28 protein-coding genes, 1 tRNA gene and 1 pseudogene are annotated in these 25,005 nt (G+C 58.1%); 16 read left to right on the top strand and 14 right to left on the bottom strand.

Annotation, left to right across the window (positions count from 1 at the left end; genetic code table 11):
• Positions 1 to 48 precede the first annotated feature (48 nt).
• Both ACN0SD_RS00670 and ACN0SD_RS00665 read left to right on the top strand, forming a co-directional pair.
• Positions 49 to 1,032 carry a DMT family transporter gene (locus tag ACN0SD_RS00670; protein ID WP_417806292.1) on the top strand — a complete coding sequence of 328 codons (984 nt, stop codon included), beginning with the start codon at positions 49 to 51 and terminating at the stop codon, positions 1,030 to 1,032.
• Positions 1,033 to 1,085: 53 nt separating this feature from the next.
• Positions 1,086 to 1,162: transfer RNA gene (locus ACN0SD_RS00665), tRNA-Pro, on the top strand.
• Between the two features lie 303 nt (positions 1,163 to 1,465).
• Here the strand turns inward: ACN0SD_RS00665 and fliP are convergent.
• The 4 genes from fliP to fliF are packed head-to-tail and all read right to left on the bottom strand — an operon-like array spanning position 1,466 to position 4,775.
• Complete coding sequence (gene fliP / locus ACN0SD_RS00660) at positions 1,466 to 2,215, bottom strand: flagellar type III secretion system pore protein FliP (RefSeq protein WP_417806291.1); 750 nt, start codon at positions 2,213 to 2,215, stop codon at positions 1,466 to 1,468.
• A 4-nt stretch (positions 2,216 to 2,219) separates the two neighbouring features.
• Positions 2,220 to 2,501, bottom strand: coding sequence for a FliM/FliN family flagellar motor switch protein (locus ACN0SD_RS00655; RefSeq protein ID WP_417806290.1), 282 nt, complete (start codon positions 2,499 to 2,501; stop codon positions 2,220 to 2,222).
• Positions 2,494 to 3,093, bottom strand: coding sequence for a flagellar biosynthesis protein (locus ACN0SD_RS00650; RefSeq protein WP_417806289.1), 600 nt, complete (start codon positions 3,091 to 3,093; stop codon positions 2,494 to 2,496). The genes ACN0SD_RS00655 and ACN0SD_RS00650 overlap by 8 nt, the downstream gene beginning before the upstream one ends.
• A complete protein-coding gene (gene fliF, locus ACN0SD_RS00645; RefSeq protein WP_417806288.1) occupies positions 3,090 to 4,775 on the bottom strand; it encodes a flagellar basal-body MS-ring/collar protein FliF in 1,686 nt (561 codons plus the stop codon). Before fliF ends, ACN0SD_RS00650 begins: the two co-directional genes overlap by 4 nt.
• A 65-nt stretch (positions 4,776 to 4,840) precedes the next feature.
• Here fliF and ACN0SD_RS00640 point away from each other — a divergent pair, with 65 nt between their 5' ends.
• From ACN0SD_RS00640 to ACN0SD_RS00595, 10 genes are all read left to right on the top strand, one after another.
• Positions 4,841 to 5,344: a flagellar basal body-associated FliL family protein gene (locus ACN0SD_RS00640; protein WP_417806287.1), complete on the top strand. Its 504-nt coding sequence runs from the start codon at positions 4,841 to 4,843 to the stop codon at positions 5,342 to 5,344.
• An 11-nt stretch (positions 5,345 to 5,355) separates the two neighbouring features.
• A complete protein-coding gene (locus tag ACN0SD_RS00635; protein ID WP_417806286.1) occupies positions 5,356 to 5,709 on the top strand; it encodes a hypothetical protein in 354 nt (117 codons plus the stop codon).
• On the top strand, positions 5,706 to 6,329 hold the full coding sequence (locus ACN0SD_RS00630; RefSeq protein WP_417806285.1) for a MotE family protein: 624 nt from the start codon (positions 5,706 to 5,708) through the stop codon (positions 6,327 to 6,329). Before ACN0SD_RS00635 ends, ACN0SD_RS00630 begins: the two co-directional genes overlap by 4 nt.
• Before the next feature lie 60 nt (positions 6,330 to 6,389).
• Positions 6,390 to 7,259: a flagellar motor stator protein MotA gene (motA, locus tag ACN0SD_RS00625; protein ID WP_417806284.1), complete on the top strand. Its 870-nt coding sequence runs from the start codon at positions 6,390 to 6,392 to the stop codon at positions 7,257 to 7,259.
• Complete coding sequence (locus tag ACN0SD_RS00620) at positions 7,259 to 9,595, top strand: hypothetical protein (RefSeq protein ID WP_417806283.1); 2,337 nt, start codon at positions 7,259 to 7,261, stop codon at positions 9,593 to 9,595. The genes motA and ACN0SD_RS00620 overlap by 1 nt, the downstream gene beginning before the upstream one ends.
• A gap of 105 nt (positions 9,596 to 9,700) precedes the next feature.
• Positions 9,701 to 10,495, top strand: a complete 795-nt coding sequence (locus ACN0SD_RS00615) for a lytic transglycosylase domain-containing protein (protein ID WP_417806282.1) — start codon at positions 9,701 to 9,703, stop codon at positions 10,493 to 10,495.
• Positions 10,495 to 12,582, top strand: a complete 2,088-nt coding sequence (gene flhA / locus ACN0SD_RS00610; protein WP_417806281.1) for a flagellar biosynthesis protein FlhA — start codon at positions 10,495 to 10,497, stop codon at positions 12,580 to 12,582. The genes ACN0SD_RS00615 and flhA overlap by 1 nt, the downstream gene beginning before the upstream one ends.
• Positions 12,579 to 13,355 carry a flagellar biosynthetic protein FliR gene (locus tag ACN0SD_RS00605; protein ID WP_417806280.1) on the top strand — a complete coding sequence of 259 codons (777 nt, stop codon included), beginning with the start codon at positions 12,579 to 12,581 and terminating at the stop codon, positions 13,353 to 13,355. The genes flhA and ACN0SD_RS00605 overlap by 4 nt, the downstream gene beginning before the upstream one ends.
• The gene (locus tag ACN0SD_RS00600) at positions 13,352 to 14,437 is read left to right on the top strand and encodes an EscU/YscU/HrcU family type III secretion system export apparatus switch protein (protein ID WP_417806279.1); all 1,086 of its coding nucleotides are present in this window, start codon (positions 13,352 to 13,354) and stop codon (positions 14,435 to 14,437) included. Before ACN0SD_RS00605 ends, ACN0SD_RS00600 begins: the two co-directional genes overlap by 4 nt.
• Positions 14,434 to 14,772 (top strand): hypothetical protein, encoded by a 339-nt coding sequence (locus tag ACN0SD_RS00595; RefSeq protein WP_417806278.1) that lies wholly within the window; start codon positions 14,434 to 14,436, stop codon positions 14,770 to 14,772. Before ACN0SD_RS00600 ends, ACN0SD_RS00595 begins: the two co-directional genes overlap by 4 nt.
• Positions 14,773 to 14,814: 42 nt before the next feature.
• Here ACN0SD_RS00595 and ACN0SD_RS00590 read toward each other — a convergent pair whose 3' ends face one another.
• The 9 genes and pseudogenes from ACN0SD_RS00590 to ACN0SD_RS00550 all read right to left on the bottom strand — a co-directional run bounded on the left by ACN0SD_RS00590 (position 14,815) and on the right by ACN0SD_RS00550 (position 19,366).
• Positions 14,815 to 15,312, bottom strand: a complete 498-nt coding sequence (locus ACN0SD_RS00590) for a flagellar basal body-associated FliL family protein (RefSeq protein ID WP_417806277.1) — start codon at positions 15,310 to 15,312, stop codon at positions 14,815 to 14,817.
• 9 nt (positions 15,313 to 15,321) lie between these two features.
• Positions 15,322 to 16,047 carry a flagellar basal body L-ring protein FlgH gene (gene flgH, locus ACN0SD_RS00585; RefSeq protein WP_417806276.1) on the bottom strand — a complete coding sequence of 242 codons (726 nt, stop codon included), beginning with the start codon at positions 16,045 to 16,047 and terminating at the stop codon, positions 15,322 to 15,324.
• A 10-nt stretch (positions 16,048 to 16,057) separates the two neighbouring features.
• On the bottom strand, positions 16,058 to 16,480 hold the full coding sequence (flgA, locus tag ACN0SD_RS00580) for a flagellar basal body P-ring formation chaperone FlgA (RefSeq protein WP_417806275.1): 423 nt from the start codon (positions 16,478 to 16,480) through the stop codon (positions 16,058 to 16,060).
• Entirely contained in the window at positions 16,480 to 17,265 is a 786-nt protein-coding gene (flgG, locus tag ACN0SD_RS00575; protein WP_417806274.1) for a flagellar basal-body rod protein FlgG, read from the bottom strand. The genes flgA and flgG overlap by 1 nt, the downstream gene beginning before the upstream one ends.
• Positions 17,266 to 17,277: 12 nt before the next feature.
• The gene (locus ACN0SD_RS00570; protein WP_417806273.1) at positions 17,278 to 17,994 is read right to left on the bottom strand and encodes a flagellar hook-basal body complex protein; all 717 of its coding nucleotides are present in this window, start codon (positions 17,992 to 17,994) and stop codon (positions 17,278 to 17,280) included.
• A 4-nt stretch (positions 17,995 to 17,998) separates the two neighbouring features.
• Complete coding sequence (locus ACN0SD_RS00565) at positions 17,999 to 18,265, bottom strand: flagellar biosynthetic protein FliQ (RefSeq protein WP_417806272.1); 267 nt, start codon at positions 18,263 to 18,265, stop codon at positions 17,999 to 18,001.
• On the bottom strand, positions 18,265 to 18,558 hold the full coding sequence (gene fliE / locus ACN0SD_RS00560; RefSeq protein ID WP_417806271.1) for a flagellar hook-basal body complex protein FliE: 294 nt from the start codon (positions 18,556 to 18,558) through the stop codon (positions 18,265 to 18,267). Before fliE ends, ACN0SD_RS00565 begins: the two co-directional genes overlap by 1 nt.
• 16 nt (positions 18,559 to 18,574) lie before the next feature.
• Positions 18,575 to 18,977 (bottom strand): annotated as a pseudogene (gene flgC, locus ACN0SD_RS00555) (flagellar basal body rod protein FlgC).
• Between the two features lie 2 nt (positions 18,978 to 18,979).
• Positions 18,980 to 19,366, bottom strand: coding sequence for a FlgB family protein (locus ACN0SD_RS00550; protein ID WP_417806270.1), 387 nt, complete (start codon positions 19,364 to 19,366; stop codon positions 18,980 to 18,982).
• Positions 19,367 to 19,447: 81 nt separating this feature from the next.
• Here ACN0SD_RS00550 and ACN0SD_RS00545 point away from each other — a divergent pair, with 81 nt between their 5' ends.
• Complete coding sequence (locus ACN0SD_RS00545) at positions 19,448 to 20,773, top strand: FliI/YscN family ATPase (RefSeq protein WP_417806269.1); 1,326 nt, start codon at positions 19,448 to 19,450, stop codon at positions 20,771 to 20,773.
• Here the strand turns inward: ACN0SD_RS00545 and ACN0SD_RS00540 are convergent.
• Positions 20,770 to 21,531, bottom strand: coding sequence for a TSUP family transporter (locus tag ACN0SD_RS00540; RefSeq protein ID WP_417806268.1), 762 nt, complete (start codon positions 21,529 to 21,531; stop codon positions 20,770 to 20,772). The genes ACN0SD_RS00545 and ACN0SD_RS00540 overlap by 4 nt on opposite strands.
• Before the next feature lie 182 nt (positions 21,532 to 21,713).
• On the opposite strand from ACN0SD_RS00540, the gene ACN0SD_RS00535 reads away from it, so the two are divergent.
• From ACN0SD_RS00535 to ACN0SD_RS00525, 3 genes are all read left to right on the top strand, one after another.
• On the top strand, positions 21,714 to 22,604 hold the full coding sequence (locus tag ACN0SD_RS00535; protein ID WP_417806267.1) for a CPBP family intramembrane glutamic endopeptidase: 891 nt from the start codon (positions 21,714 to 21,716) through the stop codon (positions 22,602 to 22,604).
• Between the two features lie 67 nt (positions 22,605 to 22,671).
• Positions 22,672 to 23,631: an acetyl-CoA carboxylase, carboxyltransferase subunit beta gene (accD, locus tag ACN0SD_RS00530; RefSeq protein ID WP_417806266.1), complete on the top strand. Its 960-nt coding sequence runs from the start codon at positions 22,672 to 22,674 to the stop codon at positions 23,629 to 23,631.
• 99 nt (positions 23,632 to 23,730) lie between these two features.
• Positions 23,731 to 25,002: a bifunctional folylpolyglutamate synthase/dihydrofolate synthase gene (locus tag ACN0SD_RS00525; protein ID WP_417806265.1), complete on the top strand. Its 1,272-nt coding sequence runs from the start codon at positions 23,731 to 23,733 to the stop codon at positions 25,000 to 25,002.
• Positions 25,003 to 25,005: the final 3 nt, after the last annotated feature.

Here is a 25,005-nt window from a genome sequence, read left to right as displayed (position 1 = left end):
ACCTGTCCCGATCCGCAGAAAATGTGAGCGGTAACACAAGGGTGCCTGATGAGCGGTGACTTCACGAAATCGAATGGCAGGGGCGCGTCACTGGCGCTTGGATCGATGGCGATCTTTGCGACGCATGACGTGATCATCAAACATCTCGGGCAAACCTATTCCCCCGTTCAAATCGTATTTTTTGCAGCGCTCCTCAGCTTTCCACTGCTCTCGATCATCCTGCTGAACGACAAGCGGGGCGGTAGCTTGCGCCCGGTTCATCCGGGCTGGGTCGCGGCGCGAGTGATCTTTGCTTTACTGGCGGGGTTTTTCGCATTCTACGCCTTTTCGACCTTGCCGCTTGCGCAGGTCTACCCGCTGCTTTTCGCGTCGCCCCTGTTGATTACGGTGCTGTCTATCCCGCTATTGGGGGAGAAAGTCGGCCTGCATCGCTGGGCGGCCGTGATCGTTGGCCTGATCGGTGTGCTGATCGTGGTGCGGCCGGGGCAGGCCGATCTGCAACTGGGTCATGCTGCGGCACTTACCGCAGCGATGTGCGGGGCGATGGCATCAATCATTGTCCGAAAGGTCGGGGGTGAGGAGCGCTCGGTTGTGCTTCTGCTGTCCCCCATTCTAGGCAACGTGGTGGTAATGGGAGCGGCTTTGCCTTTCGTCTGGGTGCCGCTGCAATTGCCAGATCTTGGCTTTATGGCAGTGATCGCGCTGTTTGGGTTGAGTGCATCTTTTTTGCAGATTCTGGCTTATCGCGCTGGCGAGGCGGCAATCGTCGCGCCGATGCAATATTCGCAAATTCTCTGGGCAATTTTCTATGGGTGGTTCATTTTTGGCGAAGGCATTGACGGCCCCACAATGCTTGGCGCTGGTGTGGTGATTGGCTCTGGCATGTATATCGTCTTCCGCGAGACGCGTCCGAACGTGTCGGAAAACCAGCCCGTGCTGCGTACCCGCGGGCGCACCGAAACCGTAACCTCGCCGCGCACCTCGTTGCTGGGGCGTGTGATGGGTCTTCGCGCACGCAATTCAAGAAGCTGACCCAAGACCCCCTTGCCAAACCCCGCGCAAGCGGCTAATCCCCCGCCCACGGTCGGAGCGTAGCGCAGCCTGGTAGCGCACCTGCTTCGGGAGCAGGGGGTCGGAGGTTCGAATCCTCTCGCTCCGACCAATTTCCCGCATTTTAACAATCGCCTAAGAATACCCCTCGGGGTGTGACAAAGCGCATGGGCATATGTGGTGAGCCGCAGGCAAGCAGCACATACACATCCTGAGACTCATTCGTGCCCCTTCCGGGGTGCTGACGGATCTTGCGCCCCATGACGACGGTTCGATTGTGCTGCGAAAGTCTCGAATGCGGCGATCCTATTCTATCTGTCCTCGCGGCAAACGACCGACAGACCGTAGACACACAGATCTCCCTCCTGAGCAGTCACGCCCGAAACCTCAGGTCGGAAACTTTGCCGTCACGTGGTCAGAAATAACTTCGCACCAGCGCGCCCGAAACCAGTACCCAGCCATTGGCCACTACGAAAAAGGCCAGCTTAAAGGGCATCGCGACAACGGCGGGCGGCACCATCATCATCCCCATCGACATCAAGACAGCGGAGACTACAAGGTCGATGATCAGAAATGGAAGATAGATAAGAAAGCCGATTTGAAAGGCGCGGGTAATTTCGGACAACATGAAGGAGGGGACGAGCGTGGATAGCGGCGCTGCGGTTAGCTCTCCTTGATAGGGCGTTCCGGTGCGCAACGCGGAGAGGGACGAGAATGTTTCAGGGTCGGTGCGATTGGCCATGAAGGCACGAAACGGCTCTATTCCGCGCAAAAACCCGGTTTGCCAGTCAATGGTGCCGTCAATCAGCGGCTGGCCCGCCACTTGCCAGCTTTCCATGAACACGGGCTCCATAATGAACCATGTTAAGAACATCGACAGGCTGACGATTAGCATGTTGGGCGGGGATTGTTGCAGACCAAGGGCTTGGCGCAGAATCGACATCACGGTAACGATGAAGGGAAAGCAGGTCACCATAATCGCTAGTCCCGGTGCGAGGCTGAGCAATGTGATCGCGGCGATAATCAGCATCGAGCGACCCGCAAGGCTTTCATCATTACCCATCGAGAGCGAAAGATCCTGCGCCCAGGTGGGTTGGAGAGAAAGCATTAGGGTTAATATTGCAAATCCGACGGGCACGAGCGTGCGAAGAGAGGTGGTTTGCATCTCATTACAGCCCGTTTTGTAGGTCAGCGACCTCGGTCAAGCGCACGGCGAGTTGACCATTCGGATCGCCCTCTACCTCGGTTAACTCGCCGCGCGCGATCAGCTTGTCACCGACGTAAAGCTCGACCGGATCATCGACGCGCCGATCCAGCGGCAACACCGAATCGCGGTGCAGGCGCAGCATGTCGCGCACCAAGGGACGCGCTTTGCCGACCGAGATGGTAATTTCGATCGGGACTTGGCTGAATGGGTTGCCGGTGGGGGCGTCTTGGGGGGCGTCAGTCATTGCGGGGCTCCTCGGCGGATGTGTTGAAATAGGTGGCAACGGCCTGTGAAATCGTGGCGATGACTGCATCAAGGTCGATCCGGGTCTCGGTCTCGGAGAAGCGCAGATAGACTTGCCCCTCGCTCAGGCTGCTTTCCGCGATAAACGCTAGCGGGAGGCTGTCGTCGCGCGTCAAGATTTCCTCGATCTGGGGCAGAGCGGCGGGATTGGCGAGCACCGTGACGGGTGCAGAGGACAGTTCTTCGGCCAGTGGCATAAGTTGTTCTGCGACAAGGGCGGGAAGGCTGGCGCTGGCAACTTCAGGAAGAACTTTGGCGGTCATGTCGATCAACAAGGGGCGCAGCGCATCCAGCATATGGTGGCGCGCCTCGTGAAAGGTAAAGGACAATGCTTGCAGGTTGCGGCCCAGGTCGCCATGAAGCCGCGCGGTTTCACTATTTTGCGCTGCCACTGCATCATCCCAACCCGCCTGATAACCTTTTTCAAAGGCGGTGAGCTTAGCTTCTTCGAAGGCTACAGGCTCGATTTCAACCGCTTCATCTTCCGGCGCGCGAGGTTCGAAGGACTCAAGTTTCAGACGTAGTGCCATCATGCTTTCTCCTCAGTATCTTCCATCCAGCTTCGCAGAATTTCGACGCTTTCGGATTGCCTTTCCGCGATCATCTTTTTGAGGCGCGTCACGGGGTCGGCGGATTGGCCAAAGTCGCCCGCCTCACCCATGCCGAAGGCAGAGTTCATCGTCATCGGCAGATCCCCAACGTCGTAATCAGAAATCACCTGCATATTCATATCGGGCATTTCGTCTTCGGCGATTTCACCGGTCAAAGCGGCGCTGGCGGGGCGGTCTGGCGCGGGCAACTCGGTTGCGGCAGTTTGCAGTTTCTGTGTCAGGATCGGGCGCGCGACAAACAGACCCAAAATCAGCGCGACCACTGCCAAGACGGCGATCTGAATAATTTGAGTCAGATCGACAGACACGTCGCTTAGCGCACCAGAGGTGGCTGTGGTGCCCAATTTCGGCACCGCCTCGAATTGCATGGATTGTAGGGTGATCACGTCGCCGCGCGCCTCATTGAATCCGACGGCAGAGGAAACCAATTGCTTGAGCGCCGCTATCTCTGGTTCTGGACGGGGCTGCCAGCCAGTCGTGCCATCAGAGTTTACCGTGGTTAACCCATCAACGAGTACCGCCACGCTAAGACGTTTGATTGCGCCCGGCGTGCGCAACAATTCGCGCCGCGTTTCAGACACCTCATAATTGGTGCGCTCGCGCGTCTCGGTGCTTTGGCTTGTAGATTGGCCGCTGTCACCACCAGCGTTTTGCGGAAGGTTTGAGGCAACAGTGACAGCGCCGGGTTGCGTCGCATCCGAATTCTTCGACGTCTCAACCGTATCGGTAGAAATTGCGACGCGGCTTTCGGGATCAAAGCGATGTTCGGTAATTGCCTCGCGCTCGTTCACGGTTTCTACTGACAGTTCGACCACGGCGTTTCCCGTACCCACGCGCGCGGCGAGCAGCCGCTCGACGTTTATTTTAAGCGCGGACGCGCGATCATTGGCGGATGTCATTACGTTCGACTCATCGCCTGAGGCAATCAGACCACGCGCCGAATCAATGACCGACACATCGTCTGGTGACATCCCGCTGACTGCAGAGGCCACTAGGTAGCGCAACGCTTTGACTTGGGCGGTGCCAAGGCCGCCCGAAGCCGCAGTGATCGTGACCGAAGCGGTCGGCTTAAGGTCTTTGCGAAACGGCTGATCAGTGGGGTGCGCGATATGAACGCGCGCAGATCGAATCGATGGAGATGCTGCAATCGTGCGCGCTAGCTCACCTTCTTTGGCGCGCCAATAGGCAGCGTCAAACATTTGCGATGTCGTGCCAAATCCAGACAGCGAATCGAGTAATTCGTAGCCTGCCGCCCCCTCCGCGGGCAGGCCCTGCGCTGCGAGGGTCATACGAAGCGAATCGCGCTGCGAAGCGGGAACGAAAATTGCATCACCGCGCACCTCGTAATGCACGCCGCTCTGATCAAGCGCGCTTACGACCTCGCCTGATTCGACACCTCCCAGGCCCGCGTAAAGCAGGCTCATTTGCGGCTTCGAAGCCATAGAGGAAATTGTGAGAATCGCTGCAAACATGGCCGCTGTAGCTGCGATCACAATCACCCTTTTGCGCAGATCTAGTGCCTGCCAGACGTCGAATAGCTGTTGCAAGACGCACCTCCATTGAGCGGGCGTTCTGCCCTGTCGCGTGGTCCCACATTCGACCATTGCGCTTAACAATCGGTTAGTCGTCTTCGGTTAAAGCTATTTGAGACGAAGAAATCGGTGATGAAATGGCAGATGCAACGACTGAGGCCACAGATGAGGCCTCGAAGAAAAAATCAAAACTGCCGCTGTTGATCGGCCTTGTGCTGATGCTTTTACTAGGCGGCGGTGGGTTCTATGCAGCCTATTCCGGGATGATCCTTGCGCCGGCGGCTGACGATGGCGCGCATGGTGAAATGACGCATGACGCCGAAGTCGTGCCCGATGCGCTGCCTGAAATCGGGTTTGTTGCGCTAGATCCGATGGTGATTTCACTGTCGGGAAAGGGCGCGAAGCATTTGCGGTTCGTGGCGCAGCTTGAAGTGGCCTTGGCCTATGAAAAAGATGTCGAGCACCTCAAGCCGCGGGTGATGGACGTGCTGAACGGCTATCTGCGCGCTGTTGATCCGGCGTTGCTGGAAGACCCTTCTGCCTTGATGCGATTGCGCGCGCAGATGTTGCGCCGAGTGCAGATCGTGACCGGGGATGGGCGGGTGCGCGACCTATTAATCGTCGAATTTGTTTTGAACTGATGGAGAGCTTTATGCAGCTTATTGCTGATCTTTTGATGGGCCTCGCGGCCATGGCTGCTGCGGGTTATTGCCTAGTTCTGGCGCGGCGATTGAAGCGATTTACTCAGCTGGAAAACGGCATGGGCGGTGCGATTGCGGTGCTGTCGGCGCAGGTTGATGACATGACGTGCGCACTGGAAAAAGCGCAGATGACCGCAAGCCAGTCTGAAACTCAGCTTCGCATGCTAACCGAACGCGCAGAAGGTGGCGCTGAAAAGCTAGAACTGCTGCTGGCATCGCTTCACGATCTTCCGGATGGGCACGAGACCCGGCGCACGGTCAAACGGCGTCGCCATCGTGACAGCGATCTGGAGGCGGCAGAATGAAAAAGCCTGCGTCCGGAAGAACGAAAGGCGGCGAAAAGCAAGCTAAGCGCAAACGGCGTTGGTTTGGACGGGGCGTCTTGTGGATCATCGCGCTGTTGTTTGGCATCTCGGGCATGATTCGACTTGTCGAGACCGGCGGGTTTGCGGTGGCCAAGCAGTTGGTGGGGGCTGAGGATAGAGGCTCGAATACGACCGAAGATTGCGTCACGGAGGCTGGTCTGATGGTGCTCCATGAGCAGTTGCAGGCGCGAGAAGGAAAGTTGTCAGAGCGCGAGGGGCTGGTTCTGGATCGTGAACAGGCGATCAACTTGGCCGAGGGGCGAATCGAATCGCGATTGGCGGAACTGGTGGCTGCTGAGAAAGCGTTGTCGCAAACCGTTTCGATCGCTGACAAATCCGCGGATGAGGACGTGGCCCGTCTCGTCTCCCTTTATGAGAACATGAAACCCAAACAGGCAGCGCCCCTGTTTGAAGAGATGGCGCCAGAGTTTGCGGCGGGGTTCTTGGGCAGGATGCGCCCGGATACGGCGGCCGCGGTCATGGCAAGTCTTGATCCAAAAACCGCCTACACGATCAGTGTGATGATGGCAGGTCGAAATGCCGGTGCGCCGAAAAATTAAGTAAGTCATTTCTTAAAACAATTCTGTCACGCTTTCGACGCAATTGTTGGAGGGTTTCTCATGGTCGGTATCATCGGCATCGTTATTATCTTTGCGATGGTCTTCGGCGGGTATGTCGCCGCTGGCGGAAAGATGGGGATTATCCTTAAATCTTTGCCATTCGAGATGATTATGATCGGCGGTGCGGCGGTCGGGGCCTTTGTGCTTTCCAATGACATGGCCGCGATCAAACAAACGCTAAAGGATGTCGGTAAGGTCTTTAAGGGCGCGAAATGGAAGCCGTCGGATTACCGCGATCTGCTCTGCTTGTTGTTTGAATTGATTCGTCTGGCACGTCAGAATCCCGTCGCGATTGAAGAGCACATCGAAAATCCCGAAAATTCTTCGATCTTCGGTAAATATCCCAAGATATTGCATGATCATGAGGCGATTGAGATCATCTGTGACACGCTGCGCTCTGCCTCGATGAACTATGACGACCCCAATCAGGTCGAAGAGGTTCTCGATAAGCAACTTGAGGCCAATTATCATCACGCGTTGCATTCAAGCCATGCGATGCAGTCGGTCGCAGATGCGATGCCGGCGCTGGGGATTGTGGCTGCTGTGTTGGGTGTGATCAAAACGATGGCTTCGATTGATCAGCCGCCCGAGATTTTGGGCAAGATGATCGGTGGCGCACTCGTCGGGACATTTTTGGGCGTCTTCATGGCGTACGGCTTCATCGCGCCTTTTGCCGAACGCATGAAGTCGGTGATTGATGAGGACAGCCATTTCTATAAGCTGATCCGCGAAGTTTTGGTGGCGAACCTGCACAACCACGCCACCAATATTTGCATCGAAGTTGGACGCCAGAATACCCCTCATCACATTCGTCCTAGCTTCGCTGATCTCGAAGAGGCGCTTAAGTCCGTGAAATCGGAGGCGGCGTGATGCTGCGTCTGGCTCTGTTTCTCTGTTGTTTGGCTTTGCCAGCGCACGCTGTGCCCGTGGCAGTGCGATCAGGGGAGCATGCTGATTTTTCGCGATTGGTCGTTATGCTGCCAAAAGGAGCGCAGTGGAAGGTTGAGCCCCGCGCAGACGGCTATCGACTTGAATCCAAAATGAAAAATCCTGAATTTCAGCTGCAAGATGTGTTTCGCTTAATTCCGCGGACTCGGCTTGAGCGTGTTCAAAGCGATGCAGCGGCTGGCGGTCTCCTTTTTGAAACGGCCAAAGGTGTCGAAGTGCGCTCATTTCAGCTGCGTTTGGGTGGCGTGGTTCTTGATTTCTATGATGCGCCCGCCCCGGTAGAGGTGGCGTTAGATTCAAAATCTCCACCCGTTCCTGCGCCTCACAGCGTGCACCCCGTTCCGATTGGCGCGGCGCATCTTGATTTGTACTGGAGCGGTTTGGTCGCTGACCCGGAGCCGTCATTATCCAATAATCAGCGCGCGACGCCACGGACGCCTGTTACCGACGAAGCTCCGCTATCCGTACCACCGATTGAACGGGCGGATGAACGCGTTACTGCCGTAGAAGTGCGCTTGCGTCAGGAGCTCGCGCGGGCTGCTTCGCAAGGGTTAATTGAAATCGAAATGCCGAAATTACCCAAGCCTGTTGAGGTGGAGGGGCCATCGCCAGATGCGCCGACACCCGAGGCTCAAGACGAAGCACCCGATGCTCACTATCAAACCCATGATCATATCGCATTTAAGTCGGAGACTTCGATTGATCAGGCGCGGCCATCTGGTCATCCAGCGTTGGGACGTACCGAAAACGGATTGCGTTGTGCGCCAGATTCGCTGTTCGATTTGGGGGCATGGATGAGAGACGGAGACGCTAGCGATCAAATTGGCGAGGGGCGGCGTGCCGTGATGGGTGAGTTTGACAGGCCGAACCAAGATGAGGTGATCAAGCTTGCGCGGACCTATCTGTCATTTGGCTTCGGGGCGGAATCTCGTGCGCTTTTACGCGACATGGGGGAGCCCGGATACGCGCGTGATGCGCTGATGTATCTTGCGGATTTGTTCGATGAGCAGCTTGCGGCGAGACGGTCTCCGTTTGCTCAGATGGTGGGATGTGATGGCTATGTTTCGGTTTGGGCTTTACTCGGGGCCGACCCGCTTCCGTCAAAAGAAGACGTGAATTTTGCGGCTGTCCAACGCACCTATCTTGGTTTGTCGCCGCAATTGCGCCAGACGATTGGGCCGGATTTGGTGGCGCGATTGATCGCCATTGATGCGCCAGATATCGCGCGTGCCATTCGGCCAGCACTCTCGCGCATCACCGTGGAAGACCAAAGCGCGCTTGATATGGTCGATGCGCAATTGACTCTTCAGGAAGGTGGCGACGACGCCGATCATGCGCTGGCAAAAGTTGTTGCAAAAGATGGGACGCATGCGGCGGATGCGTTGTTGCTGCTGGTGGATGACAAGCTAAGTCACGGGCAGGCTATTAATTCTGCTACAACCCAGAATGCGCGTGCCTTGGCATTTGAGCTTAGAGGCGGACCCGCAGCCTATCGATTGTTGCGCGCTGCGGTGATGGGGCATGCATCAGTGGGCGAATTTGATGAAGCTATTGCATTGATGACAGACTGGCCAAGAGGGGCTGAACCAGAGCTTCGCACAAGGACGCGTGGCGAAATGGTTGGCTTACTCGCCAAGCATCCAAATAACGGGATATTTTTGCGAAATCTCTTTGCCAATTGGGAGTCAGTGGTAGCTGCTGCAAAGCGAGATGATTTGCGATTTGAGTTGGCGGATCGTCTAATAAAGCTAGGTTTTGAAGACACGGCCACACCCATTTTGGCGCAGGCCAGCCCCCCGGGTGATAAGGATCTCTTGCTCATGGGTAAGGCGGCGTTGGCATCACGCGATGCAGCGGCAGCGCTGACCCACCTAGAGGGCATTGCGGGGCCCGAGGCAGAGCAATTACGAGCTCGGGCGCTGGCTTTGATCGGAGAACATGGCGCCGCGCAGATCGCTTACTCCAATGTCAGTGATCCCGAGGGTGCTCTGCGCGAGGCGTGGCGCGATGGTGATTGGGATTTCGTGCGCGATAATGCCGTGGATACGGAGCGAGATTTTGTTGAAACCTTTGCACCTAAATTGCCTGCGCTAGATAGTGCCGCAAAGCCCAGCGGTCCGCTCGCCCATGCAGAGGCATTAATTAATGCGAGCGAAAAAGAACGTAAAATTTTCCAAGAAATGCTAGGCAAATTTTCCGTACCCGGCGCAGAAGGCGCGCGGAGTTCCGGTTTGATTGAAGACAATCCGACGAATTGAGATCAGATAACTTTCATTGATTCGTAGGGTGAACGAAAACGGAATCTCAAGACTTTTCCTCTAGCTGTCTGGAAAGCAAGAATTGCTTTGCGAAGGGAAAACCCAATGCTCGGTACGATCCGTTTTTTGTTTCTGTCTGTTTTGTTGTGCATGGCGAGTGGGCGCTTGCTTAGTGCAAGTACTCAAGAGATTTCTGCAATCTGCGAATCGGCCGCAGAGCAAGTCTCACGCGAAAGCGGTGTACCGGTTTCTGTGCTTAAAGCCATTTCTCTGAACGAGACGGGTCGCAAACGCAACGGGGCGTTTCGTTCATGGCCTTGGACGGTAAATATGGAAGGCGCTGGCCATTGGTTTGACTCCCGCGATCAGGCGTTGGCCTATGTGTTTAAAGAGTTCAAACGCGGAGCGCGTAGCTTTGACGTTGGTTGTTTCCAGATCAACTATAAGTGGCATGGAGAAAATTTTTCTTCGATAGAGGAAATGTTTGATCCGCTCGCAAATGGACGCTATGCGGCCAGGTTTTTAAGCGATCTCCAGGCAGAAATGGGCGATTGGAAAAAAGCTGCTGGCGCGTTTCATTCGCGCACAAAGAAATATGCTGAAAAATATTCGGCACGATTTTCCTCGATCCGAATGAAGTATCTGCACGAAGATGGTGTGTCGCCTAGCGCCCCTAGTCGCCTCGCAACAGGGCAGACGCCCAAGCTTCAAACAGATAAAAATTCAGAAATTCCAGAAATTCCAGACATTGTTTTGACGCAGCAAGAAACACGTCGCAAGGATACGCGACAGAACACATATCCTTTGTTGATTCGCAAAGAAAATTCTGCTCCGGCGTTGGGGCGTGCAGCAGGGGCGTCACTATTTGCGACGGCGCTTTCCAAACGTGAGGGCATGTGATGGCCGTCCCACTCCTCTCGCGGATCTTCCAACCCACGATTATGCTCGCGCTTGTCTTGATGGCGATCATCGTCATGATGATCTTGCCGGTTCCTTCCTGGATTCTCGACGTGGGGTTGGCCACATCTTTCGCGCTCGCCATCCTTATCTTTACAGTCACTCTTTTCATCGAACGGCCGCTTGATTTCTCGGCTTTCCCTACAATTTTGCTGGGCTCGTTGATGTTGCGCCTTTCGCTCAACGTTACCTCGACCAAGTTGATTATCGGACAGGGCCATACCGGAACCGGGGCCGCAGGCGAAGTTATTGAGGGCTTCGCCAATTTCATCATGAGCGGCTCGGTCTTGATTGGCCTCGTGGTGTTTTGCGTGATTCTCATCGTGAACTTCATTGTGATAACGAAAGGCGCTGGCCGGATGGCCGAAGTCGGCGCGCGGTTTGCGTTGGATGCGATGCCGGGGAAGCAGCTCGCAATTGACAGCGATATGAATGCCGGAGCTATTGATCATGCTGAAGCACGCGAGCGGCGAGAACGCGAGCAAGCAGAAACGACGTTTTTTGGTTCGCTCGACGGTGCATCAAAGTTCGTGAAAGGCGATGCGGTCGCGGGGCTTCTGATCACCATGCTTAACCTTGTGGTCGGGCTGATTATCGGCACCGCCGTGCATGGCATGCCAATTGAACGCGCGCTGGAAACCTACACAATTCTGACCGTCGGTGATGGGCTTGTTAGTCAGATCCCCGCCGTTATTATTTCGATTGCCTCGGCTATTTTGCTATCGCGCACCGGGTCCAAGGGCTCGACTGACCTTGAAATGTTCCGCCAACTCGGAAAATACCCACCCGCTTTGGCGACCGTCGCGGTGTTGATGGGGCTTTTTGGGCTCGTGCCGGGGTTGCCGTTTGTGCCGTTTATGCTGGGAGCGGCGATTTTGGGTGGAACAGCTTATATGCTGACTCGAGCCGAAAAAGCGCGGCTGCGGCGTGAAGCAATGAAAATGCCAGCACCCGAGGAGAAAACCAAGCGTAAGTCCCTCGGGGATGTGCTGGATGTTGATGATATTCATGTCGAATTTGCGCCCGATCTTGTAAGTATGGCGCTTGATCCGGCGACCGGGTTGGACGCGCGAATTTCGAATATGCGCAATCATGTCGCGGCGAATTTTGGACTAATTCTTCCAGAAATCCGGCTGACTGACGATGCGAGCCTGAGTGCGGGCTGTTATCGCATTCGCATTCAGGGGGTGGAGCAGGCGAGCGACCGTTTGTACCCCGATCACGTTCTCGCACTGATCGCCGATAATCGCGAGTTTCTTCCCGAAGGCCCTGAGGTCCGTGAACCCGTTTTTCATGCGCCGGCACGCTGGGTGCCTATGAATGCACAAGAGGATGCCGCGCTGGCCGGGTCAACGGTTGTCAGCCCGACCGAGGTGCTCGCAACCCATCTTCTTGAAGTGATCAAAGCAAACTTCTCGCGGCTGATGACGCTGCGCGCCCTGCGCCGCTTGCTGGATGAGGTGGTTAACCTCTCGGATCCAGCGCGTGCGGATGCAAATCGTCGCGTTCTGGACGAGATGATCCCAGACAAAGTACCGATCGATTTGCTGCTATCGGTCCTGCGTCTGCTGCTTGAAGAGCGGGTATCGATCCGCAATCTTCTATTAATCACAGAGGCCGTTTCAGAGGTACGAAATCTGCAATCACCCGAGGCGATTTGCGAGCATGTGCGTCAGAGGCTGGGCTTTCAACTTGTGGCCGACCTGCGCCGTGCCGATGGGACTATCCCGCTTATTCAGTTGGCCCCGGAATGGGAGCAGACTTTTGGCAGCTACACGATCGGTGCAGAACGCGGCGGTGGAGATGTTGCGCTACCGCCAGAGAAATTCAATCGTCTTGCCAGAAATATCGCAGAGCGTATCGCGGCGGCCGGTCAAACCGGCGTCTTTCCAGCGCTGGTGACATCGGGGCGGCGACGGCGGTTCTTGCATACCGTCCTAAGTGCCAAGGGAATCACCGCACCAGTTCTTAGCTTCGAAGAAATCGGGTTTGACGCGAGACCTGCAATCGTCGGGATGGTCGCAACATGAACGAAGCGCTCGCGCAACTGCTGCAAGCAAGTCAGGACGCGCTGTTTCTGGGTTTCGTCATGCTGCTGCGTGTGGGCGGTCTGGTGGCGCTTGCGCCGGGCTTTGGTGAATCGACGCTGCCGGCGCGCATTAAGACGGTGGTCGCGCTTGGGTTTACCGTTTTGCTGATGCCCGCGATGGCAAGTGAGCTTGCGCCGTTGCGTGCGCGCTCGGGTGTGCCATTTTGGATGCTGTTTGAGATAATCACCGGAGTATTTTTAGGCCTTGGTCTGCGCGCCTTTATTTTTGCATTGCAGGTAGCGGGAACGGTTGCAGCGCAGGCTACCTCGCTGTCGCAACTCCTGGGCGGAATGGGCGGTGAACCGCAACCCGCAATCGGCAATCTTATGGTGGTGGCCGGGATCGCGCTGCTAATGCAGATGGGATTTCACGTCCACCTTGCCGAATTCATTCTTGGATCGTACCGCGTGATCCCAGCTGGGTCGCTCCCTGATGCGCAGTCCTTTCACGACTGGGGTCTGGCGGGGATAACGCGGGCTTTTTCGCTGGCATTCATGATCGCAGCGCCTTTCGTGATGACGGGGCTGATCTACAACGTGGCGCTGGGCGCGATCAACCGGGCGATGCCGCAGCTGATGGTCGCCTTTGTTGGTGCCCCAGCGCTGACGGCGGGTGGGTTGATGCTACTGGCGATCGCTCTTCCGGGGGGAATCATCGTCTGGCGTGAAGCGGTGGTCGCGTTCCTGCTCAACCCGTTCACGGTGGCCCCATGAGTGAAGACGATTCAGCCGAAAAGGAATACGAGCCAACTGAGCACAAGCTCAACGAAGCGCGGCGCAAGGGCGATTTGGTGCGGTCGTCGGAAATTGCGGTTGCTGCGGTCTATGGTGGTTTTCTACTGGCGATTTTAGCGCTGGGCGCTGTCAGCCTGCATCAGTTCGGGACGCGCGCAATGGTGATGCTTGAGCAGGCGGATACGCTGTCGCGCGATATTTTCGCAGGCGGGACGTCGCTTGGCATGGGGGCGGTGTATTCCGTCCTCGCGCCGGCCGCGCCTTTTTTGCTGGTGCCAATGGTGGCTGCGCTCATCGCATATTGGGCTCAACGCGCAATCGTTGTGGCGCCTGAAAAGCTCCAGTTCAAGCTGAGTCGAATCAATCCTATGGCCAACGCTGTGCAAAAATTTGGGCGTAGCGGATTGTTCGAGTTTGCCAAAAGCGCGGTAAAGTTGGTGGTGATCGCGATTGTGCTCGGGTTCTATCTGCGCGCGCAGTTTGAGACGATTCTGACCGGTCAGCGCGTTTCGCCTGGACAGTCAATGAGCGCGCTTTTGAAGATGATCGTTGAGTTTCTGGCACTGGTAACGGGCGTTGCCACAATCATGGGTGCCGTGGACTATTTTTGGCAACGCGCTGAATTTCTGCGTCGCAACCGGATGAGCCGTAAGGAGCTGACCGATGAGATGAAGCAATCCGAAGGCGACCCCCATCTTAAGGGGCAGCGGCGTCAACGTGGCTATGAGATCGCGATGGGGCAGTCGGTCGCCAATGCCGCTGAAGCCGATGTGATCATCGTTAACCCGACCCATTATGCTGTCGCGCTGAAATGGGATCGTGCGGGCGGTCGCGCACCAACCTGTCTGGCCAAAGGCGTCGATGAGATCGCCGCGCGTATCCGTGAGGTTGCGGCAGAAAACGCGGTGCCAATCCATTCCGATCCGCCCACAGCGCGTGCGCTTTATGCGACGATCGAGGTAGGTGATGAGATCCGCGCCGAGTATTACAAACCCGTTGCAGCGGCAATCCGTTTTGCAGAGAAAATGCGCCAGCGAGCGCGTGGTCGGGGGGCGTCATGAACCGTCGCAAGCAATTGCTCCGTTTGACCGCCTTGGCCGAAATGCAACGCGAACTGGAGCTCGCCAAACTAAGCACCTTAACCCAGCGCCAGCGCGAGATTGAAACTGAGGTGGCAGATCTTGAGGCCGCGCGCCGATCCGCGCATGGCTATAGTGCGGAATGCCCGGAGATCGCGATTGCAGCAGGGCGGTTTGATGCTTTCGCGCTGACACGGCGCGATCAGATGTATGTTCAGATCGCGGCTCTTGTCCCCGAGATTGATCAAGCTCGCGCAGTAGCTGCGCGCGCGGTTGGGCGTCATTCGGTTTTGCAAAAGTTGTCGGTCAAAAAATAGGGGCCGCGATTTGCGACCCCTATGGGTAAAATCTGCAATACTTCAGGTGTCTTGGCGAACGATATCTGACACAAGAACTCCAATCACATCGCTGCCCAAGACTGTGCGCGCGGTTTCAGTCAGCGAGGTGCGCAGCCTGTCCATATTGGCCGACCCGGTGAACGCACCTGCAAACCCCCCGGTATTTGCGTGATCGAATAACACCTGCAAGAAGGCGTCGCGCAGCTTGGGTTCGGCGCGATACACCTTTTCGGTGGAACCCGTTTTGACCTCGAGGCTAAGCGACATAATCACTAGAGAACTGACAAGCCCGTCTTCCACAACCGGTACGATAAACTGGTTGTTAAGCTTGACGAATTCGGAGGTTGCCGTGATTTCCTCGGTGCTTTCGACCTCGGTATCGCCATGATCCTTCGAGATTGGCGCACAGTCCGCCGTTGCTTCGGGGTCGGGCGGCGGCGGGCGCAAGTAGTAACCAGCACCCCCACCTGCGGCGAGCCCGATCACCGCGAGAAGAATAGGAAAAATTTTACCAAACATTGCGACCTCTCAAAAAGGCAAAAGAATATCTGCGACCTGCTGGCCAATCCGGGGCTGCTGCACATCGGTGATTTGACCGCGCCCGCCATAAGAAATTCGCGCGCCAGCGATCTTGTCATAGGTGATTTCGTTCTGGCGGCTGACATCTTCGGGGCGCACGAAACCGTTTACAATCAGCTCGCGCACCTCGTTATTCACCCGCACCTCTTGACTGCCTTGAATGCGCAGAACACCGTTGGGTAAAGTCTCGGTGATTGTAGCGGCGATGCGCAGGGTTAGCTTTTCGTTCCGCGACACCGATCCGTCGCCTTGGTAGGACGAGCTGGAATTCGTCGAAACCGCATCGGCCATTGAGGCCCCGTCCGGCAGCCGCTGATCGATCCGCTGCGGGATGCCAAATAGCGACGGGATGCCTATACTTTCCGAGCCAGAACGCGACCGCCCGGTCGAATTAGAAATCTCGGCTTTATCGTTGATTTCAATCACCACAGTCAAAATATCACCGCGCTGAACCGCGCGCCGGTCGCCAAGCAACGAGTTGCGCGATCCTGACCATAGCGAGGCTTGCTGCGTCGGTTTTTGCGCGGCGATGGTCTCGGGCATCGGCACGCTCGACATCGCGAAGAACTCGTTACCACTTTCAACGGGGGTGAAATTCGGAGCCTTTCCTACGTCTTCAAGGCGCCCACACGCGCTGAGCGCGATCATCAGAAAGATCAGGGTCGGAGATTTCATAGCTGGTCCTTCATTGCGTGACATAGGCCACGCCATCTGCGGCGAGGCGTGCGTTAACTGTCGTTCGAGAGCTGGCATTCATCGCCCGGATCGTGTCCCCGACGCCTGCGCGCTCCAACGCGCGCCCTTCGACGCGAATTTCCAAGCCGACGTTGCGATAAACCAGCGGCAGGAACTGGTTGCGCTCGATGATTGCGGGCGCACCCAGATCGCCGATGTTGATTGGGCGACCGGCATAAAGCGTTGCGCGCGTTTCCAGGCCGATCACATCTTCGGGCGATGTGATCCCTGTAGGAAGATCGCCCGCTTGCAGTGCAAGATCGTCGGGCGTCAATACGGTCTTTGCCCGGATCGTGCGCGTCGCCACAAGGTAATCGGCCAGTGCAGGCAGGGGTGCCAAGATCAACGCGGCCAAGATCATCGCCTGTTTCATCAGCGCACCTGCGTGGTTGCGCCAAGCATCTGATCGGCGGCCGAGATGACTTTGGCGTTCAGTTCATAGCCGCGCTGGGCCTTGATCAATTCGGTGATCTCGCGCACCGGATCAACTGAACTTTCCTCAAGATAGCCTTGGCGCAGCGTGCCTAGACTATCTTGACCGGGGGTATTCACATTTGGCGGACCGGAGGCACCGGTTTCGAGAAACAGGTTCGACCCCACCGCTTCAAGCCCCTTGTCATTGGTGAAGTTGGCCAAGGTAAACTGACCCAAAAGCTGGGCATCTACTTGATCGTTAAAATAGGCGTAAACCTCGCCGTCGGCGTTGATAGCAATGGCGCGGGCATCATCGGGAATCGTGATGGCGGGCACGACGGGGTAGCCGTCTGACGTGACGATTTCACCATCGCCAGATCGCTTGAGCCCGCCATCGCGCGTGTAGGCCGAGATGCCAGAGGGCAGCGTCACCTCAAGATAGCCCGCTCCGTCAATCGCAAGGTCCAGATCGCCTCCGGTCGCTGAAAGCGATCCTTGCGAGAGGTTCACGGTCACGGCAGTCGGACGCACACCAAGGCCAAGTTGCACGCCTGCGGGAATCTGCGTGCCGTCGGTGGCGTTGATCGTGCCGGGGCGTGTCATTTGTTGGTAGTGCAGATCGGCAAACTCGGCGCGGCGCGGATTGTAACCGGTCGTGGACATGTTCGCGAGGTTGTTTGAAATTACCTCGACGCGCATTTGCTGCGCACTCATGCCTGAGGCGGCGATTTGAAGGGCACGCATGGCTCTCTCCTGTTATCTGGCGAGCGTCGAGATGACGCTACGGATACGTTCGTCCTCACGGTCGAGGAATTTCTGGCCCAGCTCATAGGCGCGCTGCACCTCGATCATGCGGCTGATTTCCGAGACAGGGTTCACGTTCGAATCTTCAAGGTAACCTTGCAAAAGCGTGGCCCCTTCCATCGGTTCCGACCCGGCTTCGGCGGTAAAACGGGTGCCGCCGACATGGCTGATCCCGTTGGGGTCGCTAGGCAGGAACACCCCCACCTGAGCAATCGGCTCACCGGCCGCCGAAAGTGTGCCGTCCGAGGCAAGCGCGATATCTTGCACCCCGCTAGGCACCGCGACGGGCGTGCCGCCGGGATCAAGCAGGCGATAGCCATCGGGGCTAAGCAACTCACCTTCGGGGGAGGGGATGAAACTGCCCGCGCGGGTCAATTGATTGCCCTGCGGCGTCTCGATCATAAAGAACCCTTCGCCCTCAATCGCAAAATCGAACCGCCCGCCGGTCTGGGTCAGCCCGCCTTGCTGCAGATCGATATTGCGTCCGTTCGCATAGGCCATCGACAGCGAGGGGCCGTTGTCCTCAAGTCCCGAGATATATTCCGAAAAGATCACACCTTCGCGGCGAAACCCGGTGGTCGACACGTTGGCGATGTTATTCGCCACCGTGCGCATTTCTTGCATTAAGCCGGATTGCCGCGAAAGCGTGGCGTAAATTGCGTTATCCATCGCGCTAACTCCCCGCGATCAGAGGCACGAGAGTCTGGGTGAAAAAATCTACCAGACTGTCGGACATGAACGACATTGACGCCCAGAACACGATCAGCATCGCGCCAACTTTTGGCACGAATGTCAGCGTCATTTCCTGCACCGAGGTGAGGGCTTGGAACAAACCAATCGAGACACCCGCGATCAGCGCGACCGCCAGCATCGGGGCCGCAATCATCACTGCGATCCACAACCCCTGCCGCATCGTGTCAAAGAAAATGGCTTCCTGCATCAGACGGGCATCCGCAGGATTTCCTGATACGCCTCGACTACTTTGTTGCGCAAGGTCACGGCGGTTTCGACCGCAAGTTCCGTTTGCGCCAAGGCTTGCACCAAGGCATGCGGATCAGCCCCACCCGTCATCGCGGATTTGGCCGCTTCTTCGCCCGCTTTCAGCGTATCGGCAAAGGAACTGGCGGCATCTTCAAACGCCGAGCTTGCCGGCCCGGCCGCTTGCGGATTTGGGGCCGCAACGGCGCGGGCGTTGGCATAGCTTTGCGATGCAAGAGAAGTTATAACATCCATTCTAGAGTCTCCTTATCTAGCGGCGAAGTAGATCAAGCAGCGATGACGACATTTGCCGTGACTGATCAAACATTTTAAGATTCGCCTCGTAGCTGCGCTGCGCTGCGCTGCGCTTCGCGCGCGTCAGCGATTTCGACCACCAGATCGACATTCGAGCCGTCGTAGTAGCCATTCTCATCCGCCATCGGGTGGCCGGGATTGTAAATTTGGGTCAGTTCGCGCCGGTCCAGTTCAACCGGGCCAAGCTTGACACCGCCGGTCTGCGCGCCGCCGTCGAATTCTTGCTGAAACGCGGCGGTTTTGCGGTGGTAACCGGGGGTGTCGGTGTTCGCGATATTCTCGGAGACATAGCGCAGGCGCATCGCCTGAGCCTTCATGCCCGATGCCGAGAGCGAGAGAGCGCTGGAAAAATCACTCATGCTCAGCTCCTCCCGAGAGAGGTGCGAAGAACGGTCAGAGACGAGCGATAGATGGCAAGTGCCAAGTCATGTTGGCGCTTTACCTCCACCGATTTGACCATCTCGTCTTCTAGCGAAACCGAATTGCCATCGGGCGAGGTCGCGTTTGGATCAGCCGCCACCTCATACGAGGTGCTGACCGTGTGATCGGCACCAATATGGCCCGCACGCGTGGCCCGCATGCCATCAACGCTTTCGCTTTGGCAAAGCGAGTCAAAGGACGGAAGGTCACGCGCGGCGTAACCGGGCGTGTCCGCATTTGCTATATTCTGCGCCACGGCATTTTGCCGAGCGGACGCATGGGTGGCCATCGCACTGGCCATTTGTAGGATCTCAAGTTTCTCGAACATCGGGGCTTCTCCTCCGAGCTATCAACTAAGCCTTAAGGGTGAATGGTTTAAAAAACGTTTCGAGAACATGAGGAGTCCAGAATGGCATTCGCAGGATTTGATTTATTGCGCGCAGAGATGCGTGGCATCGGATCGGTGCACCCGGTGGGGCGCGTTACGCAGGTGCGCCAAGGCACAATTGAGGTCAGCGGGCTAACGCGCCGTGCCGCATTAGGTGATCGCGCGCTGATTCGCTGCCAGTCAGGCCGCGAGATCGGCGCCGAGGTGCTGTCGCTTTCGCGCGGGGGGGTGACGGTGCTGCCGGATGGCGCGGCCGATGGCGTGGCGATCAGCGATGAGGTGGAGTTGCTGGGTCAGGGCGGCATCGCGCCCCATGACAGTTGGATCGGGCGAATCATTGATCCGTTTGGCGTTGCGCTGGATGGGCGGCCCTTGGTTCACGGCGCGACTGAGCGCGCGTTGCGTGCCTCACCTCCGCCAGCCGCGCAACGCAAGCGGTTAGGCGCGCGGCTGGAAACCGGAATGGCGGCGTTCAACACGCTGTTGCCGCTGGTGCGCGGCCAGCGAATCGGGCTGTTTGCTGGCTCTGGCGTCGGGAAATCCTCGCTTTTGGCGAATTTTGCGCGCGGCGTGCAGGCGGATGTGGTGGTGATCGCGTTGATCGGTGAACGCGGACGCGAGTTGCGCGAATTCGTCGAAAAAACGTTGGGCCCTGAGGGGATGGCGCGCGCGGTGATCATTGCGGCAACCTCTGATCAATCGCCCCTCGTGCGGCGGCGCTGTGCGTGGGCAGCGATGTCAGTGGCGGAATATTTCCGCGATCAGGGTAAGCATGTGCTTTATCTCGCTGATTCGGTGACCCGCTTTGCCGAGGCGCATCGCGAGGTCGCGCTTGCCGGTGGCGAGCCTGCATCTTTGCGTGGTTATCCGCCCTCGACGTCGTATCAAATCATGGCGCTGTGCGAACGCGCCGGGCCGGGGATTGACGGGTCGGGCGATATTACGGCGGTGTTTTCGGTGCTGGTTGCGGGCTCGGATATGGATGAGCCGGTGGCAGATATTTTGCGCGGCGTGCTGGATGGTCACGTTGTGCTGGAACGCGAGATTGCCGAACGCGGGCGATTCCCAGCGATCAACTTGCTGCGCTCGGTCTCGCGCTCGCTACCGGACGCGGCCAGCCCCGAAGAGAACGTGCTGATCGCGCAGGCGCGCGCCTTGCTGGGCGCTTACGACCGGGCGGAAATGATGATTCAGGCGGGGCTTTATGCGACGGGCTCTGATTCGGTGGTTGATGCCGCGATTCGGATCTGGCCGCAGCTTGACGGGTTCATCGCCTTGCCCGCGCCAGAGGGTGTGGCGGGCAGTTTTGCCCAGCTTGGTGAGGTGTTGTCACAGGCGGGACGTTAGATCAGGCGATCCCAAATCAACTTGAGCGCCAGCAAAGACGAGGTGGCTACTAGCAGCGGTTTGATCAGCCGTGCGCCAATGCGCATCGCCAGCTTTGAGCCCAGCCGCGCACCCGCGATCTGCGCCACGCCCATCGCCAGCCCCAAGCCCCAAAGGGGCGCACCCATCGCAATAAACCCGACAAGCCCACCGATATTCGAGGCGAAATTCAACAATTTCGTATGCGCGGTCGCGCGCAGCACGCCGTAACCCGCCAGCATCACGAAACCGATCATAAAGAACGCCCCGGTGCCCGGCCCGATCAACCCATCATAAAACCCGATGACCGGCACGAAAAACGCGGTGAAAGCGGCGGGCGGGATGCGTTCAACCTTGTCCGTATCATCAAGCCCAGGGCGCAGCGCAAAAAACACCGCAATCGCGATCAGCACAAAGGGCAGCGCGGTTTGCAAGTGATCGGTCGGGATCACCGACACAAGCAGCGCGCCACACAGCCCCGCCACAGAGGCCAATGCGGCTGCGGGAAGCTGGCGTTTCAGATCGACACGCCCCGAGGCGGCATATGACAGCGCCGCCGTGGCCGCGCCGAACGTGCCTTGAATCTTGTTGGTCGACAAAGCCTGCAACGGCGAAATCCCTGCCAGCAACAGCGCAGGCACCGTGATCAGCCCGCCACCCCCAGCAATCGAATCAACAAACCCTGCGACAAAGGCTGCCCCGATCAGCATCGCAACCAATTCGTAGGAGAGGTCGAACATCGCGCATTCCTTGGCCAATTCAGCGTCTTCTTCCGCCGCGCCCGCGTGAATGTAAAGTCTGCACGGTTGCGCGGCGGGGCGGGCTGGCGCTATCTGGGGGCAGCAGGGCCAAACCTAGGGATACTCATGGCAAACCTCAGCTTCATGCGGATTGTCACGTCTCACCGTGGGATGTTTGCGCGATGAGTGCAGCAACGGGGTATCGTGCGCTGGCGCTTATGACCGCGCCCGCACGTCCCACATCCGAGCTATGGCGCACGGTGCTGGGCGTGGGCATGATCATCGCGATCTATATTGGCGCGGGCTGGCTGCTGCTCACCGTGCTGACGCAATCGGTGCCGCCGCTGCGTCTTGTGGGGCTTCTCAACGAGATTGCATCAGGTTCGACCCCGCGCGGCTTAGTGATTTTGCTCGCAAGCTTCGCACCGCTTCTGCTTGGCGTGATCTTCGTGACGCGCTGGTTGCACGGGCGTGCTGCGGCGGCGCTGTTTGGCCCCCAAGCGCTGCGCGATTTCCGCGCGGTGCTGCCTTGGGTCTTGGTTATATCGCTGCTGTGTGCGTCCTTGGCCTTGATTGATGACGACGTTGGGCGCTCCACCCGTCTGGGCACATCGCTTGCTTGGATGGGTTTGGCCGCGCCGTTTCTGGCGGTGCAGATCGCTGCCGAAGAGGTGCTGTTTCGCGGCTATCTGCTGCAACAACTGGGCGCGCGCTGGCGCTCTCCTTGGGTGTGGATGGTGGTGCCCTCGGCGCTGTTCGGTGTGCTGCATTACGATCCGAGCAGCTTCGGGCCCAACGCGATCTGGCTGGCGATTTGGGCCTTTGCTTTTGGCTGCTTTGCCGCCGATCTGACCGCACGCACCGGCAATATCGGGGCGGCAATGGCACTGCATCTGGTGAATAATTTTACCAGCATGTTCGTTGTCGGCTTTTACGGCGATCTTGACGGGCTGGCGCTGTATACGATTGTGATCAACGCGCGCGACTTTGCAACGCTTGCGCCTTGGCTGGCGATTGACGCGCTGACTATCTTTATCGGCTGGCTGATGATCCGCCTGATATTGCGGGTCTGATTGCAATTCCCGCACGCTGGGCTTATTTGAGGCCAATGCGAAATCAGCATAGCTCAGGGGCCTGCCGATGAACTGGATCACCAATTATGTCCGCCCGCGGATCGACTCACTGTTCTCGCGCCGCGATACGCCCGAGAACCTGTGGACGAAATGCCCCGAATGCGGAACGATGCTGTTTCACCGGGAACTGGCGGATAATCTGAATGTCTGCACCAATTGCGACCATCACCTTGCGATCACGCCGCGTGTCCGCTTCAAAGCATTGTTCGATGGCGGCGTCTTTGCCGAGGTAAAAGTCCCCGAGCCGATCCACGATCCGCTGCACTTCAGGGATCAAAAGAAATATCCCGACCGGATGAAGGCGGCGCAGAAAGCGACCGGCGAAAAAGAGGCGATGCTGGTGGTCGAGGGCGAAATCGGGCGCACGCCCATCGTCGCGGCTGCGCAAGATTTCACCTTTATGGGCGGCTCAATGGGCATGTATGTCGGTAACGCGATTGTCGCGGCCGCCGAACGTGCGGTGCTGCTCAAGCGTCCGTTGGTGTTGTTCTCGGCGGCGGGCGGCGCGCGGATGCAAGAGGGGATTCTCTCGCTGATGCAGATGCCGCGCACGACGGTTGCGGTGCAGATGCTCAAAGAGGCGGGACTGCCTTATATCGTGGTGCTCACCCATCCGACGACCGGCGGTGTTACGGCCTCTTATGCGATGCTGGGCGATGTGCATATCGCCGAGCCCAACGCTCTGATCTGCTTTGCCGGGCCGCGCGTGATCGAACAGACGATCCGCGAAAAGCTACCCGAGGGGTTCCAGCGCGCGGAATACCTGCTTGATCACGGTATGCTGGACCGCGTGACGCATCGCATGAAAATGCGCGACGAGTTGATCACGATCCTGCGTATGCTCATGGGGATGCCCCCCGCTGTTGCCGGCGATTTGCCCGCGCCCGAGGCAACTGCAGAAGCGGCATCCGCCGAGACTGCCGTAACCGAGGACGAGCCCGCCGAAGCGGCTGATAAATCCGCCTAACCCCTTCCTCTTGATCGAAATATCCCGGGGGAGTCGCGCAAGGCGCGACGGGGGCAGCGCCCCCATCCAGCATGATCCACGAACATGACAGGCCCGGCCATGACCGACGCTTCCGATACGATCCTCGCGCGGCTGATGGGCCTGCATCTCAAGGTGATCGACCTCTCGCTGGACCGGATGGAGCGATTGCTGGCCGCGCTCGATCATCCCGAACGCCAGATCCCGCCGGTGATCCATATCGCGGGCACCAACGGCAAAGGCTCGACGCAGGCGATGATTCGCGCGGGGCTTGAGGCTGCGGGCAAACGTGTGCATGCCTATACCTCGCCCCATCTGGCACGATTTCACGAACGCATCCGGCTGGCGGGCACGCTGATTTCCGAACCTGACTTGGCCAAGCTTCTCGATGAGGTCGAGGCCGCAAATGACGGCGCGCCGATCACCTTTTTTGAGGTTACGACTGCCGCCGCCTTTCTGGCCTTCGCGCGCAGCCCGGCCGATTTCACCTTGCTCGAGGTCGGGCTTGGCGGGCGGCTTGATGCGACCAACGTGATCGACCAGCCCATGCTGACCATCATCACCCCTGTTTCTATCGACCATCAGCAATTTCTGGGTGAGACCTTGCCCGAAATCGCAGGCGAGAAAGCCGGGATTATTAAGCGCGCCGTGCAGCTCGTCATTGGTCCCCAGCAAGACGCCGCGCTTGATGTGATCGAGGCACGCGCAGCGCGGCTGGGCGCGTCTGTTCTGGCCTATGGTCAGCATTGGCAGGTTTGGGAGGAACGCGGGCGGCTGGTTTTTCAGGATGAGAGCGGTTTGCTCGACCTGCCCTTGCCCAACCTACCGGGGCCGCATCAGATCCAGAATGCCGGGGCCGCATTGGCCGCGCTGCGTCATCTCGGTGTGGACGAGGCGGCATGCGAGGCAGCTGTCACGCGCGCGCAATGGCCCGCCCGGATGCAGCGCCTGCGTCAAGGCCCGCTTATCGATGCCGCGCCCGAGGCTGAGCTATGGCTCGATGGCGGGCACAACCCAGCGGCCGGTGAGATGATCGCCGCGACGCTGGCGAGTTTGCCGCGCCGACCTACCCATCTGATTTGCGGTATGCTCAACACCAAGGACGTGACGGGCTATCTGCGCCCGCTTGCCCCGCATGCTACGCAGCTAATCGCTGTGTCGATCCCCGGTGAGGCGAACACGTTAAGCGCCGAGGAAACCGCCGCCGCCGCAAGCAAAGTCGGCATTTCGACCCGCGCCGCGCCCAGCGTTGGGGCCGCGTTAGACGCAATCACCGCGCAAGACGCAAACGCGCGCGTGCTAATCTGCGGCTCGCTTTACTTGGCCGGACAGGTGTTGCGCGAAAACGGCTAGGGC

Origin of the sequence: Thioclava sp. (assembly GCF_048263065.1) — a bacterium.
Taxonomy (GTDB): domain Bacteria; phylum Pseudomonadota; class Alphaproteobacteria; order Rhodobacterales; family Rhodobacteraceae; genus Thioclava.
This window is presented reverse-complemented; position numbering and strand designations above follow the sequence as displayed.